The sequence below is a fragment of the Peribacillus asahii genome, assembly GCF_004006295.1.
Taxonomy (GTDB): domain Bacteria; phylum Bacillota; class Bacilli; order Bacillales; family DSM-1321; genus Peribacillus; species Peribacillus asahii_A.
The window spans coordinates 3,512,524-3,527,716 of sequence record NZ_CP026095.1 but is presented as its reverse complement, the minus strand read 5'-3'; the positions used below and the strand labels follow the sequence as shown (position 1 = coordinate 3,527,716).

Here is a 15,193-nt window from a genome sequence, read left to right as displayed (position 1 = left end):
AGAGGTGAAGTCGATGCATATGGAACAGATATATGCACAAATAGAAAATAGCTTTTCTGACCTTGTTGAATGGCGAAGATATTTACACCAAAATCCCGAGTTATCTTTTCAGGAAACGGAAACCGCAACGTTTATTGCCCAGAAGTTGCGTAGTTTTGGGTTAGACGTAAAAGAGAATATTGGCGGAAATGGTGTTATTGGTATTCTTACAGGAGAACAAGAAGGGAAAACAATCGCCTTAAGAGCAGATTTTGATGCTCTTCCGATTCAGGATGAAAAGGAGACGACATATAAATCACAAAAAACAGGTGTGATGCATGCTTGTGGTCATGATGGCCATACATCTGCACTGCTTGGGGTAGCACGAACGCTTAGCCAGTTTCGAGAAAAAATAAAAGGGAAACTCATTTTTATTTTTCAACATGCAGAGGAGAAGCCTCCTGGCGGCGCAAAATTTATGGTCGAAGATGGGGCATTAGATGGAGTAGACGCTGTATTTGGTGCACATCTAGCAACAGATATTCCCTATGGAAAAGTGGCGGTTGGTTCAGGATTTCGTATGGCTGCAGTCGATGCTTTTACGATTACAATTGAAGGAAAAGGGGGACATGGAGCGAGACCTCATCAGTCAATTGATTCTATTGTGATTGGAAGCGAAATTGTCCAATCTTTGCAAAAAATTGTGAGTCGCAGAATTAATCCTTTACAGGCAGCGGTGGTCACTATTGGCGTTTTTCAAGCAGGTGATGCTTTCAATGTTATTGCCAATTCAGCTAAGCTTGAAGGAACCGTTCGTACCTTTGACCATGATGTGCGTGTTCAAATTGAAGAAGAAATTCGTTCTATTGTTAAAGGGATTACGGAGGCACATCATGCTAGTTATCATATTGATTATTTAAATGGCTATCCGGCTCTATATAATCATCCTTCGGAAACGGAATTATTGAGAGAAGTTTTGATAGAACTATTTTCAAAAGAGTCGATTGTAGAATTCGAGCCGTCCATGGGCGCAGAAGATTTTGCATACTTTTTACAAGAAAAACCGGGAACGTACTTTAAAGTGGGGGCTCGAAATGAGCATGAAAGCACGCATTTCCCACACCATCATCCTCGTTTTGATTTTGAGGAGAAAGCGCTGGTCATAATCGGAAAAGCCTTTGTGAAAATTATTGGGCATTATGTATTCTAGCTAACAGGCATCTGAGACAAATTTTGTTTCAGGTGCCTATTTTTTATAATATTTAGAAGGCAAATGGGGGTGGCAGTGTAATGGAGAAGTATATGAAACAGCTAATTATGAATAGTCCGGACCAAAAAATTTCTTTTTGCGAGTACATGGAGGCCGTTTTATATACGCCGGAGATTGGCTATTATATGCGTTCTAGGGAGAAAATTGGGAGAGAGGGGGACTTTTATACATCTGTCAATGTAGGAGATGTATTTGGGAGAGTATTAGCTAAATGGTTTGCTTATTTAATAAAGGAATACAACCTGCCTCCAACAATCATTGAAATTGGTTCTGGAGACGGAAAGCTTGCTTATGATATATTGCATTATTGGAAACAGAAGGAGATTCAACTTTTTGATTGTGTTGAATATAGATTAGTTGATCGTAGTTTAGACCATCAGCAGAGGCAAAAAGAACGGCTAATGGCTTTTCCGCAGGTTTCTTTTGGAGGTGTTCTTGAGCAATATTCAGAGATAAATGGAATTGTTTTCTCCAATGAGTTGTTCGATGCTTTGCCTGTTCATAGTATTGAGAAGCAGAATGGAGAAATGGTAGAGGTATTTGTTACAGTAAAGAACGAAATACTTATTGAAATAAAATCGCCATTGAGGAATGATAAAATTATTTCTTATTTAGAGAGTCAGAACATTTGTTTAAAAGAAGGACAGCGTATGGAAATACCATTGCAAATGGTGGAACTGTATCAAAATCTTGCATCGCGAATACAATCTGGATTGCTTGTAACGATTGATTATGGTTATACAGATAAAGAGTGGCAACAACCCATTCATTGTCAAGGCAGTTTGCGTGGTTATTACCAACACAGAATGGTAAGGAATGTTTTAGAGCATCCAGGTAAGATGGATTTAACGTCCCATATTCATTTTGATTGTTTAAGAAGAGAAGGAGTAAAGTATGGATTTGTCGAGAAGGATTTTTTACAACAGCAGGCATTTTTAGTGAAGGCAGGAATCATGGATGAATTAGAAGAAGATAATGGACTTGACCCATTTTCGGAAACAGCGAAGCGAAATCGAGCCATTCGAAGTTTACTTGTCGGGGGATATAGTGAGTATTTTCGAGTTCTTGTTCAGTCAAAGGGGCTTATTAACGGGTAAATCAACAGCCCATAAAATAAGATTTATGGGCGATGTATTATTATTTTAGTGAGCGGTACCAGGGGTCATTAAAAAGACCGTATAGTACGTAAATCCAGCAAAGAAAACGGTTAAGTATGCGCCAAACACATACAAATACATCCGTTCAGACAGTTTTAAATAACTTAAAAGCACAAAGAATCCTGTTTGAGCAAAGAAAAGTAAAGAAGTTTGGTACATATCGCCTAAATAGAAGAAAATGGCCATGATTCCTGTCCAAAAGCCACATACTCTAAACATGCGTTCCATTTGTAACCCTCCTCTTTTTTCCAAACATTGTCATTATAAAACCATTATAGTGTAATTGATGGGGCTATGTAAAGCTGTGTTTGTATCTACTTTGTAATGATTGCTTTATATGTACAGAATGCGTATTCAGAAATAGAGTCTTGAATTTCTACTAGTTCTACTTTATCGAATACAGCTTGAACGATTCCGTTTAGAAAAGCGGCGTGCATTGTGGCAATGGCCTGCCGATTGGTTACAGCAATTTCACTAAACGGACAGTTAGAAATGCGTAAAACAATTTCATTTTCTTCTGAATTTAGTTGGAAATTAGGAGAAAATCCTGCAGCGGTTGCGACATTATTGAGCAAATTGACTTTTCCTTGAAAGGATAAATGCTCAAAAGTAATGGCATTTTGAGCTAATTGTTGATTCACGAGTTCTTGACCGAATGTTCTTCCAGTATGGGATAAGGCCTCAATCCCTTGTTCCCCTAACTTACTCATCGATTCGATGGCTATTTTAGCAAGAAGCTGATAATCTCGGCTAGGAAAATGAAGCTGAATAACTTTATCCGATAATCGATATAGCCTGCTTGGGCGCCCTCCCTTACCAGTTTTTCTTGTCTCAGAAACCAGCATATTTACGTCTTCTAGCTTGGATAGATGGAGTCGGGCTACGTTTGGATGAATGTCAAATGAATCAGCAATTTCTTGTACAGTGACATCATGATGATTTTTAATAATGTATTGGTAGATGTAAAATCGTGTAGGGTCTGCCAGCACATTTGTAATTCGTAATGTTTGTTCCACCTTCTCGCCTCCTAATGTTATTTGTTCCATTATAATACAGAGAGTAAAAAATGGAATGAAGGAAACGAGGATACACTTTTTGTTTAGAAAATGTTCACATTTTACACAGGTTAATAGTGTTTAATTATATACAAAAGCTATAAAATGCTTAAAAGTTAGTAAATTGTGAACAATTGATGTTTTTTTAAACCGTCATTAGATGGCTTTAAAGTGTAATAGAACAGAACCTATAAGTAATATGAACGAAATGAGGTTATTTAATAAGTGGTATTTACTGGTTGTTTTTGAGTTGTAAATAAGTAACTTTGTTTAACAATAATTTTGATACTCAAACATTGAAAGTATAATCATGACATAGCCAAATAAATAAATTTTTTTGAAAAAAGAAGGATTTCCCCAAAAAGTGTCGAAACTTGGAAACATAGAAAATGAGGAGGTGAATGCTCAGGCATGTCTATTGAAAAAACGGCAGATGATATTTTGAAGCGTGCTATCAGGTTAGCTGCATCAGATATTCATATTTTGCCTCGCAAAGAAGGTCCACTCGTTCGATTTCGAATCGATAATCGACTCATTCCCCAAGAAAATCTCTCTTTTGAAGAAACAGAACGTCTTATCTCTCATCTAAAATATCTCGCATCAATGGATATCGGTGAAAAAAGAAGACCCCAAAACGGTTCGATTACGCTTCATTTAGAAGATCGAGTGATCGGACTTAGATTATCAACATTACCTACAGCATATGTTGAAAGTTTAGCCATTCGTTTAATTCCCCAGCAAAACATTCTGCCACTTAACCAACTCTCTCTTTTTCCAACCACTACCGAGCGATTGATTTCTCTTTTAAAGCACTCACATGGAATGATTATTTTCACAGGTCCGACTGGATCAGGTAAAACGACAACGCTGTACTCCATCCTTCATCATGTGCAGGAATTGTATAACCGCCATGTTATTACTCTTGAAGATCCTATCGAAAATCAATCCGAAAACGTATTGCAAGTTCAAATTAATGAGAAAGCGGGAATTACGTATTCAGTCGGCTTAAAGGCAGCTTTACGTCACGATCCTGATGTGATTATGGTGGGAGAAATTCGTGATTCAGAAACAGCTAAAATAGCGATTAGGGCGGCACTTACAGGCCATTTACTGTTAACAACGATGCATAGCCGCGATGCCGCAGGAGCTATTTCACGGCTGTTAGAGTTTGGTGTAAGTTGGTTAGAAATTGAACAAAGTTTAATTGCTGTAACGGCACAACGTTTAGTCGAATTAAGAAATCGAAGAACAGTAGGCGGTGCTGCAAATAAGCGAGCAAGTGTGTATGAACTTCTTTATGGAAGAGATTTAGTGAAAGTGTTACAAGGAGTAAAAGGAGAGAATATTGAAGCTCGCCATCGAACGTTGAAAGAAGAAATCGGTAAAGCTGTAGCGATGGGCTTTGTCGAGAACAAAGAATTTGAAAGATTGGTATTTATTGATGAGAGGGGGTAAATGGAAGGTAAAGGAGCAAGCTTCATTTTTACTAAAGCTTGGGGAATTGTTGGAACATGGTTATTCTTTAGCACAAGCCATTCGTTTTTTAACGTTTCAGGAGTCAAAAAAAAGACAAGAAGATTTACAGGAAGGAATGGAACAGTTAAAAAATGGTGAGGCTTTACATCAAGTTTTAGCCGAAATGAAATTTCATTCTCAACTTGTAAGTTATATTTATTATGGAGAGCAATATGGTGAGTTATCGCGAGCATTAAAGGAAGGAGGGAAATATTGGACGAAGAGAGCGGAGGACTTGGACAAAATAAAGAAGCTATTCATTTACCCAATTTTTCTACTCTTTTTTATTGGTAATGTGTTTTTTATTTTGCAACGTGTACTTTTACCGAAATTTGAGACGCTTTTTGCTTCGATGCATATTGAACACAATATATTCTTGAACAGTATATTAGCTATCTCGGCTATTCTCCCGAAAATCCCTATCATTTTACTTTTATTGTGTATCCTCATTTATCTACTTAAACGATATTGGTTTAACCAATTATGCCCCCTTACTCAAAGAAGGCTTATATTGCATATCCCGGTTATTGGGATGCTTATTCGCTTATATGAAACCCACTTTTTTGCAAGTCAGTTTAGCGGCTTATTGTCCGGTGGTCTTTCTATTAATGAGAGCATACAGCTATTGGCGCAAAACAGGCAACAGCCTTTTTATCAAAAGCTATGTACCCAAATGCAGCGCGAGTTATTAGAAGGAAAGCAGTTTGAGGCGATTGTTCAGAAGCTTTCTTATTTTGAAAAGAACCTTTATATTGTGATAGCAAACGGTCAAAAGTACGGAAGACTTGATGAAGAATTATTTCATTATAGTCGTTTATTGTTAGAAAGAATTGAAGAGAAAACGAGTATGATTATGCGTATTATTCAGCCTATGTTGTTTTCATTCATCGGTCTGCTTATTGTCTCTATTTATTTAGCTGTATTATTGCCAATGTTTTCATTACTTAATGGCTTATAAGGAGGAGCTTTTGTTGAAAAGATTACGCAATGAAAAAGGATTTACTCTCATCGAGATGCTCATTGTCTTGCTCATTATTTCCGTTTTATTAATCATTACGATACCGAATATTACAAAGCATCAATCGACAGTTCAGACAAAAGGATGTGAAGCATTTGTGAAAATGGTACAGTCTCAAGTGCAAGCTTATGAAATTGATCATAATAAATGGCCAGCTGATGTAGCGGAACTAAAAACGGAAGGTTATTTAATACAGACTACATGTCCAAATGGAGATACGGTTAGCATTGATAGCGATGGAAAGGTAAAAGCTGATGCTAAAGAATAACAGCGGAGGGTATACGTTAACTGAGATTTTGATGGTTTTGTCCATTTTTCTTTTAATTGTTTCATTAAGTATCAATCTATATCCGCCATATATAGAAAGGATGGAAATAAAACAGTTTGTCAAGCAATTTGGAGACGATCTTTTTTACGCTCAGCAATATGCTATAAGCCATGAGCAACAGACAACTGTTTATATGTATAGTGATAATTATAAAGTGTCTTCGTCATCAGGCGATTATACACTGCAAAGAACACTTCCTTCCCATATTACATTTAAGAATCGGACATTAGGAGAAAGAATTACTTTTAATAGTGTCGGTACAGCCATCACATCAGGAATTATGCATGTTCAATCAAAGCACGAGACATATAAATTAACAGTGTATATTGGTAAAGGGAGATTTAAATTTGAAAAAGTGTGACGGGTATATTTATTTAGATATGCTAGCAGCGTTATCCATGTGTTTATTTATTGTATTTGCGTTATTTCCTATATTCGATCAATTAAAGCTTAATAAGAAAAACATGTTGTTAAGAACAGAAGCGCATTATCTATTATATGAAAAGTTAACTGCATTTGCGGATGGAGAGATTGAGGCTGTGTCTATAGAAATCCAGCGCCAAAATCATTTGTTTACTTTGAACTGGGGAGTACCAAACGGCTTTCCTGAAATGGTGGAGGGGTGCATCCAGTATCAAAACGCCTTTGGTAAGAGAGAAGAGGTGTGTGATGCTACAAAAAAGTAATGGGTTTACGATGGTTGAAATGCTCATATCACTCGTCGTATTCATGATGATTTCTCTTTTTGTTTTACAAATTTTTTTGGTTATGTATCCCAATGGTATAACGAACAAGCAGCTCCACCATAAGGAATGGGAAGTTTTTTCGATACAGTTGCAAAAAGAATTGCGGGAATCGAAGAATCAAACAGTAAAGAATAATAAACTGTATTTGCTCACGAATGGAAGTGTGGCTTCGGTTGAATTGTATCAAAATATCGTACGGCGCCAAGTAGAGGGTTTAGGACATGAAATTTTATTGCAAAATGTCGCTGACTTTCAAGTAAACCAGAAGGGAAACCAAATTAGTGTAAAAGTTACAGATTATAGTGGAAAGCAATATAGTCGCACATTTCATCCATATTTTAAGAAAGAGTTTAACGTAAATGAAGAATGAAAAAGGTTTTGCGTCGCCAATTTTACTTGTTGTTTCGACCTCTTTCATTTTGTTGGCAGGGTATATGATGGAGCAATTTGTTCTGGATAAACGGTTTTATAAAGAAGTGGAAGAAACCTTAATGTCTGATCATTTATTGCGCTTAGCTGTTCGTGATTTGGAAAGAGAATGGGGTGAATTAGAAGAAGTCATAATTGAGCCGGGGATCCTTCTGTATCCAAATGGTGATGTGTATTATGAAGTGGTAAATCAAAATGAGGAAGTTGCTTCAGTTTATTTATACGGATCTACAGTCAATAACAGAAAGGGAGTGGTATTAATTTATTATGATAAGAATGTAGGAAAGGTAACAGAATGGGTGGAAAAATAGTCAATAGGTGTTTTTAGGGATGAATACAATATAGTTAACAGGGTTTATGGGAACGGGAAAATAACGGGCGGTAAACAGCTTGCTAAACAAAGGTAAGTATACGGGCCAAGAAGCTGGAAATGGATTGCTAACATAACGAAGCAGATTGGAGCAAGGATACAGTAGGACGTCTGTTAAATGTCGTATAAAGCCAAGAAAAAATGGGTATGCTTATGAGCAGGTGATGCTTATGTCAACAAATGCTTATATTAAATACTTGACACAACAATTGGTTCAATATTTTAATTTAACAAAAACAGAACGTAAGGAAAATCGTCAACAAAGGAAGGGAGAGCGTACTTCTTCTGTCTCTACTTGGTTTGGCATTGTTCCATTTGCGTTATCGATGTTTTTTAAGAAAATGAAAAAAGGAAAACAGATGTCCTAATTAGGCATCTGTTTTCTTTCGTTATAGATCAATAAATATTCAAGGCAGAGAGGAAGTTGTTTTTCTAGGAAGGCTCAACTTATGATGTTTTATAATCAGATAAATAAAATAACCCTCCATTCACGATTGAAATGTGTATTTTCGGTTCGTATTGAGCTTTTAACGCTTCCTTTTCTGTATAATAGCTTTCGCTTTTTTCTTCACTTTCGTTGTAAAAATGTTCTAATAAACGGAGGTCATTATTCCATCGCTGCATCGCTTGCTCTGCCCAAGTATGATCATCCTGCTCAAAGTTTTGGCGAATATAACGATCCAATCTGGTTAATCCGCTTTTAGGCATAATGAGCGGAGAGAGTGTGAAAGAATAATCAGGAATTTTAGGTGTTAATTTAATAGAAAAAATGTGATTATGAAATTCATTTACGATTTCCCCGGTAATAAGATTAAGCCCGACGGATTGGAAAATATCTTTTTTACGGTCACATTGATAAGAGATTTTTACATTCAGATTTAACCAAGGAAATAGAGAAACTTGTTGGCCGTTTGTTTGTTTATCTTCATATAAGCGAATGTAGCTAGCTAGTTTTTTTGTTGATTCAATAATTTGATGAAGACGTGGTGAACCGAAATAAATATGTTCTCCTTTTATATTTTCTGGTACGTTTTGGCTGTCTGTTATAAATGTTAATTGTGAAGGATTAGGGATGCCGCCTGTTTTTTCAAGGTAGTGCCAATAAAAAGGGCGGTTCATTAACTCTTTATCCATTTCAATTGTTAATTGAACAGTTAAATAAGTATTATGATTTTCAAGTATTTCACAATGATTCGCTTCAAAGTATGTGAGTAAAAATTTATGAATGTCCTGCTGCTGCATGAACGTCACCATCTTTCATTTGTTGAGCAAATTGAATGAGGGAAGATAAATTGTCCATTTTAATTTTCATTTCTCCTTCTGATTTGGACTCACCAACGACATCAATTAAATACTCTTCGATATTGTGAATATCTAGTTTTGTTAAAATATCATCTAGTTCACCGATTACTTTTTCGAATAAATGAATTTTTTCATATAAGAGTTTGAGGATATGTTCCTCCACCGTATTTCGAGTTGCAAAATTATAAATCATGACATCCTTTTCTTGTCCAAGTCGATGGATACGTCCGATTCGCTGCTCTAATCTCATTGGATTCCACGGCAAGTCAAAATTAATTAAATGATTACAAAACTGAAGGTTGATCCCTTCTCCTCCAGCCTCTGTTGCGATTAAGACCTGCGTTTGTTTTTGAAACAGCTCACGCATCCAATCCTTTTTACCGCGTTTAAAGCCGCCGCGAAATGGCACAGAAGAAATGCCATTTTGTTGCAAATACCATTGTAAGTAGAGTTGTGTCGCACGATATTCCGTAAAAATAATGACTTTATCATCGATTTTTTTAATTAACTCCAGCGCTTTTTCAGCTTTGGAATTCTGTTCTGTCTCGTTCACTTTTTGTAATATATTGTCAATCATCGCTGTAAAGGCTGCAGGTGGATTTTCATACTTCGCTTTCATATTTTTTAATGTATAATATACAGCTTCGCGACTACTGCATGCTTCTCTTTGGAGTGTGAGCGTTGAAAAAGAGGAATGTCCTACTCCATCTGAATGGACTTTAAACTGCGAAACTGCATCATATAGAGCTTGTTCTGTTTTAGAAAAATCAATAATAATCGTTTCAACTTGGCGTTTCGTCCATTCGATTTTCGTATCTGCCCGGCGGTTGCGAATCATCACCGTGTTGACGAGTTCTTTTAGATGCTGATTTTCTTGGATAGTACGTCCTTTTCCTTTATATTTTTCGGCAAATAATTTGGCATTTCCTAAATGTCCTGGTTTTAATAGAGAAACGAGGTGAAAAATTTCTTCCACCTTATTTTGAATAGGTGTTGCTGTTAGCAATAAGCAAAACTTTTTTTTGAGATTTTGGACAAACTCGTAATTTTTTGTTTTATTATTTTTAAGTTTATGTGCTTCATCAATAATGACAAAATCATAATCTTGATTCAAAATCATCTCACTATGCGGCTTCCTTTTAGCGGTATCAATCGAGGACACCACTACATCGCAAGAGTCCCATACATAACTTTTTCTTTGTGTAACCGCTGGTATATGAAACTTTGTATTTAATTCAAACGCCCATTGAGTGACGAGGGAAGCGGGTACAAGAATTAATACTTTTTTGACAAGGCCGCGAATCATATATTCTTTTAAAATTAAACCGGCTTCAATCGTTTTTCCAAGTCCTACTTCATCTGCTAAAATGGCTTTTCCATTCATTTCTTCTACTACTTGTCTAGCTGCTTCAAGCTGATGAGGTAACGGTTTTAAATAAGGCAAATATTTAGGTGCCTGTAATCCTTCAAAATCAGAAATAACAAGGTCTTTAGTGACTTCTATTGCTAATTTATACAGCTCCCAGTTTGCCCAGGGCCCATCCTCATTAATTTTCGTTAAAAAATTATCACTCCATTCTAAATCAGAGGTAATTTCAATTTTCACACGCTCCAACCCCTTTCAAATTGTTCTAAACACGAATGTTTTATTGTGAAACGCTCGGAAATGATCAGTTTTTAGAATTTATTTTATAAAAAATGATTGCAGTTATATCCCTCTTAAGGTAGGATGAAAGTATCTTAAAGAAAAGCATAATTTGTTTTTCATAGTATGAGCAGTACGTGACAATTTTATAAGCGAATGAAGGCAAGGGGAGAGACTACGTCATGTAGCGCCGAAGGAGCAAACGAAGCTGTGAATCTCTCAGGCAAAAGAACTCTTGCTGGACGCAACTCTGGAGAGTGTCACGATAGGTGACCACCAAAGGGGAAAGCCTTGTATAAGGTAAACTTTCAGGTTTCAGGACAGAGAAAAGCTATGATAGGCTTTCTCTGTCCTTTTTTATGCCTTTTTTGAGGAATATCTTCGCGTTAACAAGTTTATTGAAGGAGGGAATTCATTGACGAATTTAAAAAGAACACCATTATTTGAAGTGTATCGTGAGAGTGGTGCCAAGACGATTGATTTTGGAGGCTGGGAACTGCCTGTACAATTCTCAGGAATTAAAGAGGAGCATGAAGCAGTTCGCACAAAAGTGGGGTTGTTTGATGTTTCGCATATGGGTGAGTTTGAAGTTAAAGGAAATCAAAGTCTTGCTTTCTTGCAAAAAATGCTTACGAATGATTTATCCAAGCTGCAAGCAGGTGGAGCACTTTATACAGCGATGTGCTATGAAAATGGCGGCACAGTAGATGATTTAATTGTTTATAAAAGAGCAGAACAGGACTATTTGCTTTGTGTGAATGCTGCAAATATCGATAAAGATTTTGAATGGTTACAATCACATCTTATTGAAGATGTAGAGCTTGTTAATGTTTCTAGTGAATATGCACAACTTGCTTTGCAAGGGCCTCTTGCAGAAACGGTACTTCAAAAGTTGACGAAAGATTCAGATTTGAGTGAAATTGGATTTTTCAAATTCAAGGATGGTGTGAATATTAATGGTGTTCAAGCACTAGTTTCCCGTACTGGTTATACAGGGGAGGATGGGTTTGAAATCTATTGCCGTTCTGAAGAGGGGCCGCAACTATGGCGCAAATTGTTAGAGGCTGGTCAAGAAGAAGGGATTTTACCAATCGGATTAGGTGCGCGCGATACGCTTCGATTTGAAGCGAAGTTGCCATTGTATGGTCAAGAACTTTCTGCTGATATTACACCGATTGAAGCTGGTATTGGATTTGCGGTTAAAACGGAAAAGAGCACAGACTTTTTAGGGAAAGAAGTACTTGCCTCACAAAAAGAAAATGGAGCTCCGCGCAAGCTAGTTGGATTGGAAATGATTGATCGCGGGATTCCGCGTCATGGCTATAAAGTCTACAGCGGCGAGAAGTTAATTGGAGAAGTTACGACGGGAACTCAATCACCAACTTTAAAGAAAAATGTTGGGTTGGCACTGCTCGAGCAAGCATTTACTACTCTAGGCACTGAAGTCGAAGTAGAGATTCGTTCGAAACGCTTAAAAGCTGTTACAACGGCAACACCATTTTATAAACGACCACGAAACTAGAGGGGAAGGTTATTTAAATGAAACATCGCTATTTACCGATGACAGAACAAGATCAAAAAGAAATGCTATCAGCAATCGGGGTTTCTAAAGTTGATGAACTTTTTAGTGATATTCCGGAAAGCGTTCGTTTTCAAGGCGAATATAACATTAAACAAGCAAAATCAGAGCCTGCTTTATTAAAGGAATTAACGAAACTAGCAGGTCGAAATGCAGATTTAAAAAGCTATAGTTCGTTTCTAGGAGCGGGTGTGTATGATCATTATGCGCCAATTATTGTGGATCACGTGATTGCTCGTTCAGAATTTTATACAGCATATACTCCATATCAGCCTGAAATTTCACAAGGAGAGCTGCAAGCAATCTTTGAATTTCAAACGATGATTAGTGAGCTAACAGGTATGGATGTAGCCAATTCTTCGATGTATGATGGCGGGACAGCTTTGGCTGAAGCAGCGATGTTAAGCGCAGGTCAAACACGTCGTAAAAAAATCCTCCTTTCAACAACTGTTCATCCAGAAGCAAGAGATGTGGTAAAAACATATGCAAAAGGACAACATGTTGAAGTAATCGAAATTCCTTACAAAGACGGTGTAACAGATGTAGCAGCGCTTAAGGAATTGATAACAGATGAAGTTGCTGGTGTGATCGTTCAATATCCAAACTTTTTCGGTCGAATTGAACCATTAAAAGAAATAGAAGAAATCGTTCATAGTGTAAAATCGCTGTTCATTGTATCCAGCAATCCACTTGCGTTAGGGGCGTTAACTCCTCCAGGTCAATTAGGAGCTGATATTGTGACAGGAGATGCACAGCCATTTGGTATTCCATCTTCGTTCGGTGGACCTCATTGCGGGTATTTTGCTGTTACAAATAAGCTTGTTCGTAAAGTGCCAGGTCGACTTGTCGGTCAAACGGTTGATGAGAATGGTAAGCGCGGATTTGTATTAACACTTCAAGCGCGTGAACAGCATATTCGTCGTGATAAAGCAACGTCTAATATTTGTTCTAACCAAGCCTTAAATGCATTGGCAGCGTCTGTTGCCATGACTGCTCTCGGCAAAAAAGGTGTAAAAGAAATGGCCGTTCAAAATATTCAAAAAGCTCATTATGCGAAACAAGTACTAAAGCAACAAGGGCTTGAAGTGGTCTTTGATGGTCCTTCATTTAATGAGTTTGTGTTGAAGCTGCCTGCTTCTTATCAAGAAACGAACAATCGATTGTTTGAAAAGGGAATTATCGGCGGTTATGACTTAGGAAGCAGCTATCCAGAATTACAGAATCATATGCTTGTCGCTGTAACAGAGCTTAGAACGAAAGAAGAAATTGATGCATTTGCTAATGAATTGGGGGATCATCATGAATAATCAAGACCAATCGTTAATTTTTGAAATCAGTACACCAGGTCGTATTGGTTATAGTTTACCAGAGATGGATGTAACAGAAGTTTCATTAGATGATATTTTACCTGCGGAATATATTCGTGCTGAGGAAGCGGAATTGCCTGAAGTATCAGAACTTGATATTATGCGTCATTATACGGCTCTTTCTAAGCGAAATCATGGTGTAGATTCAGGGTTTTATCCACTAGGTTCTTGTACGATGAAATATAATCCAAAAATTAATGAAAATGTTGCTCGTTTAAATGGATTTGCTCATATTCATCCGTACCAAGAAGCGAAAACGGTTCAAGGAGCTCTAGAGTTGATGTATGACTTGCAAGAGCATTTAATTGAAATTACTGGAATGGATCAAGTCACGTTACAGCCAGCAGCTGGAGCGCATGGTGAATGGACGGGATTAATGATGATTCGTGCTTACCATGAAGCAAATGGAGATACAGGTCGTACAAAAGTTATCGTACCAGACTCAGCTCATGGTACAAACCCAGCTTCTGCAACGGTTGCAGGTCTTGAAACGGTTACGGTGAAATCCGATGAAAACGGCTTAGTTGATTTAGAAGATTTAAAGCGTGTAGTAGGTGCTGATACAGCTGCATTAATGCTGACGAATCCGAATACACTTGGATTATTTGAGGAAAGCATTTTAGAAATTGCGAAAATTGTGCATGATGCTGGTGGTAAATTGTATTATGATGGAGCGAACTTAAATGCTGTGTTATCGAAAGCTCGTCCAGGAGACATGGGCTTCGATGTGGTTCATTTAAATCTTCATAAAACGTTTACAGGTCCGCATGGAGGCGGTGGCCCTGGCTCAGGTCCAGTTGGTGTAAAAGAGGATTTAATTCCGTTTTTACCTAAGCCGATTGTTACAAAACAAGGGGATCAATATGTATTAGATTATGACCGACCACAAGCTATCGGTCGTGTAAAACCGTACTATGGAAACTTCGGTATTAATGTCCGTGCGTATACGTATATCCGCTCAATGGGTCCAGATGGTCTTAAAGCGGTTACGGAAAATGCCGTTATTAATGCGAATTATATGATGCGTCGCCTGGCTCCTTTCTATGACCTTCCTTACGATCGTCATTGTAAGCATGAGTTCGTGCTCAGCGGTCGTCGTCAAAAGAAACTAGGTGTACGTACGCTGGATATTGCGAAAAGGCTGCTTGATTTCGGCTACCATCCGCCAACTATTTACTTCCCATTAAATGTGGAAGAAGGAATGATGATCGAGCCAACAGAAACGGAATCAAAGGAAACGCTAGATGCTTTTATTGATGCGATGATTCAAATTGCGAAAGAAGCAGAGGAATCACCAGAAATCGTGCAAGAAGCACCGCATACAACGGTAGTTAAACGTTTAGATGAAACACTTGCTGCTCGAAAACCTGTGTTACGTTATCAAAAATAATCATCAAAAAATCCCTGCTTTTATATAAAGTAGGGATTTTTTT

General features: G+C 37.5%; 17 protein-coding genes and 2 riboswitches. Of the genes, 13 read left to right on the top strand and 4 right to left on the bottom strand.

The features are described from left to right. Window positions 1-19: 19 nt before the first annotated feature. Entirely contained in the window at window positions 20-1,189 is a 1,170-nt protein-coding gene (locus BAOM_RS17390) for a M20 metallopeptidase family protein (RefSeq protein ID WP_252282574.1), read from the top strand. 80 nt (window positions 1,190-1,269) lie between these two features. After that, window positions 1,270-2,346 (top strand): class I SAM-dependent methyltransferase, encoded by a 1,077-nt coding sequence (locus BAOM_RS17385; protein ID WP_127761368.1) that lies wholly within the window; start codon window positions 1,270-1,272, stop codon window positions 2,344-2,346. A gap of 45 nt (window positions 2,347-2,391) precedes the next feature. Here the strand turns inward: BAOM_RS17385 and BAOM_RS17380 are convergent, their stop codons facing one another. Both BAOM_RS17380 and BAOM_RS17375 read right to left on the bottom strand, forming a co-directional pair. Beyond that, entirely contained in the window at window positions 2,392-2,634 is a 243-nt protein-coding gene (locus BAOM_RS17380) for a DUF2626 domain-containing protein (protein WP_127761367.1), read from the bottom strand. A gap of 86 nt (window positions 2,635-2,720) precedes the next feature. Then, complete coding sequence (locus BAOM_RS17375; RefSeq protein WP_127761366.1) at window positions 2,721-3,422, bottom strand: helix-turn-helix transcriptional regulator; 702 nt, start codon at window positions 3,420-3,422, stop codon at window positions 2,721-2,723. 450 nt (window positions 3,423-3,872) lie between these two features. On the opposite strand from BAOM_RS17375, the gene comGA reads away from it, so the two are divergent. From comGA to BAOM_RS17335, 8 genes are all read left to right on the top strand, one after another. Continuing rightward, complete coding sequence (gene comGA, locus BAOM_RS17370; RefSeq protein ID WP_127761365.1) at window positions 3,873-4,916, top strand: competence type IV pilus ATPase ComGA; 1,044 nt, start codon at window positions 3,873-3,875, stop codon at window positions 4,914-4,916. Then, window positions 4,882-5,934 carry a competence type IV pilus assembly protein ComGB gene (gene comGB, locus BAOM_RS17365; RefSeq protein WP_127761364.1) on the top strand — a complete coding sequence of 351 codons (1,053 nt, stop codon included), beginning with the start codon at window positions 4,882-4,884 and terminating at the stop codon, window positions 5,932-5,934. The genes comGA and comGB overlap by 35 nt, the downstream gene beginning before the upstream one ends. Next, the gene (gene comGC, locus BAOM_RS17360) at window positions 5,924-6,262 is read left to right on the top strand and encodes a competence type IV pilus major pilin ComGC (protein ID WP_127761363.1); all 339 of its coding nucleotides are present in this window, start codon (window positions 5,924-5,926) and stop codon (window positions 6,260-6,262) included. The genes comGB and comGC overlap by 11 nt, the downstream gene beginning before the upstream one ends. Further along, complete coding sequence (comGD, locus tag BAOM_RS17355) at window positions 6,249-6,683, top strand: competence type IV pilus minor pilin ComGD (protein WP_127761362.1); 435 nt, start codon at window positions 6,249-6,251, stop codon at window positions 6,681-6,683. The genes comGC and comGD overlap by 14 nt, the downstream gene beginning before the upstream one ends. Next, entirely contained in the window at window positions 6,670-7,008 is a 339-nt protein-coding gene (locus BAOM_RS17350; protein ID WP_127761361.1) for a hypothetical protein, read from the top strand. The genes comGD and BAOM_RS17350 overlap by 14 nt, the downstream gene beginning before the upstream one ends. Further along, window positions 6,992-7,438 carry a competence type IV pilus minor pilin ComGF gene (comGF, locus tag BAOM_RS17345; protein WP_127761360.1) on the top strand — a complete coding sequence of 149 codons (447 nt, stop codon included), beginning with the start codon at window positions 6,992-6,994 and terminating at the stop codon, window positions 7,436-7,438. Before BAOM_RS17350 ends, comGF begins: the two co-directional genes overlap by 17 nt. Beyond that, window positions 7,428-7,808: a competence type IV pilus minor pilin ComGG gene (gene comGG, locus BAOM_RS17340; RefSeq protein ID WP_127761359.1), complete on the top strand. Its 381-nt coding sequence runs from the start codon at window positions 7,428-7,430 to the stop codon at window positions 7,806-7,808. Before comGF ends, comGG begins: the two co-directional genes overlap by 11 nt. Before the next feature lie 229 nt (window positions 7,809-8,037). Then, the gene (locus BAOM_RS17335) at window positions 8,038-8,235 is read left to right on the top strand and encodes a YqzE family protein (protein ID WP_119115514.1); all 198 of its coding nucleotides are present in this window, start codon (window positions 8,038-8,040) and stop codon (window positions 8,233-8,235) included. Window positions 8,236-8,314: 79 nt separating this feature from the next. Here the strand turns inward: BAOM_RS17335 and BAOM_RS17330 are convergent, their stop codons facing one another. Together BAOM_RS17330 and BAOM_RS17325 are read right to left on the bottom strand one after the other, a co-directional pair. Next, on the bottom strand, window positions 8,315-9,109 hold the full coding sequence (locus tag BAOM_RS17330; protein ID WP_127761358.1) for a YqhG family protein: 795 nt from the start codon (window positions 9,107-9,109) through the stop codon (window positions 8,315-8,317). Beyond that, entirely contained in the window at window positions 9,087-10,775 is a 1,689-nt protein-coding gene (locus BAOM_RS17325; RefSeq protein WP_127761357.1) for a DEAD/DEAH box helicase, read from the bottom strand. Before BAOM_RS17325 ends, BAOM_RS17330 begins: the two co-directional genes overlap by 23 nt. 195 nt (window positions 10,776-10,970) lie before the next feature. Further along, window positions 10,971-11,059, top strand: a riboswitch (glycine riboswitch). Between the two features lie 3 nt (window positions 11,060-11,062). After that, window positions 11,063-11,140, top strand: a riboswitch (glycine riboswitch). A gap of 89 nt (window positions 11,141-11,229) precedes the next feature. Between BAOM_RS17325 and gcvT the strand changes: the two genes are divergently transcribed. From gcvT to gcvPB, 3 genes are read left to right on the top strand one after another with little or no spacing between them, the layout of a single operon-like run. Then, window positions 11,230-12,336, top strand: coding sequence for a glycine cleavage system aminomethyltransferase GcvT (gene gcvT, locus BAOM_RS17320; RefSeq protein WP_127761356.1), 1,107 nt, complete (start codon window positions 11,230-11,232; stop codon window positions 12,334-12,336). Window positions 12,337-12,353: 17 nt separating this feature from the next. Continuing rightward, window positions 12,354-13,700: an aminomethyl-transferring glycine dehydrogenase subunit GcvPA gene (gene gcvPA / locus BAOM_RS17315; protein ID WP_127761355.1), complete on the top strand. Its 1,347-nt coding sequence runs from the start codon at window positions 12,354-12,356 to the stop codon at window positions 13,698-13,700. Next, the gene (gcvPB, locus tag BAOM_RS17310) at window positions 13,693-15,150 is read left to right on the top strand and encodes an aminomethyl-transferring glycine dehydrogenase subunit GcvPB (RefSeq protein WP_127761354.1); all 1,458 of its coding nucleotides are present in this window, start codon (window positions 13,693-13,695) and stop codon (window positions 15,148-15,150) included. The genes gcvPA and gcvPB overlap by 8 nt, the downstream gene beginning before the upstream one ends. Window positions 15,151-15,193: the final 43 nt, after the last annotated feature.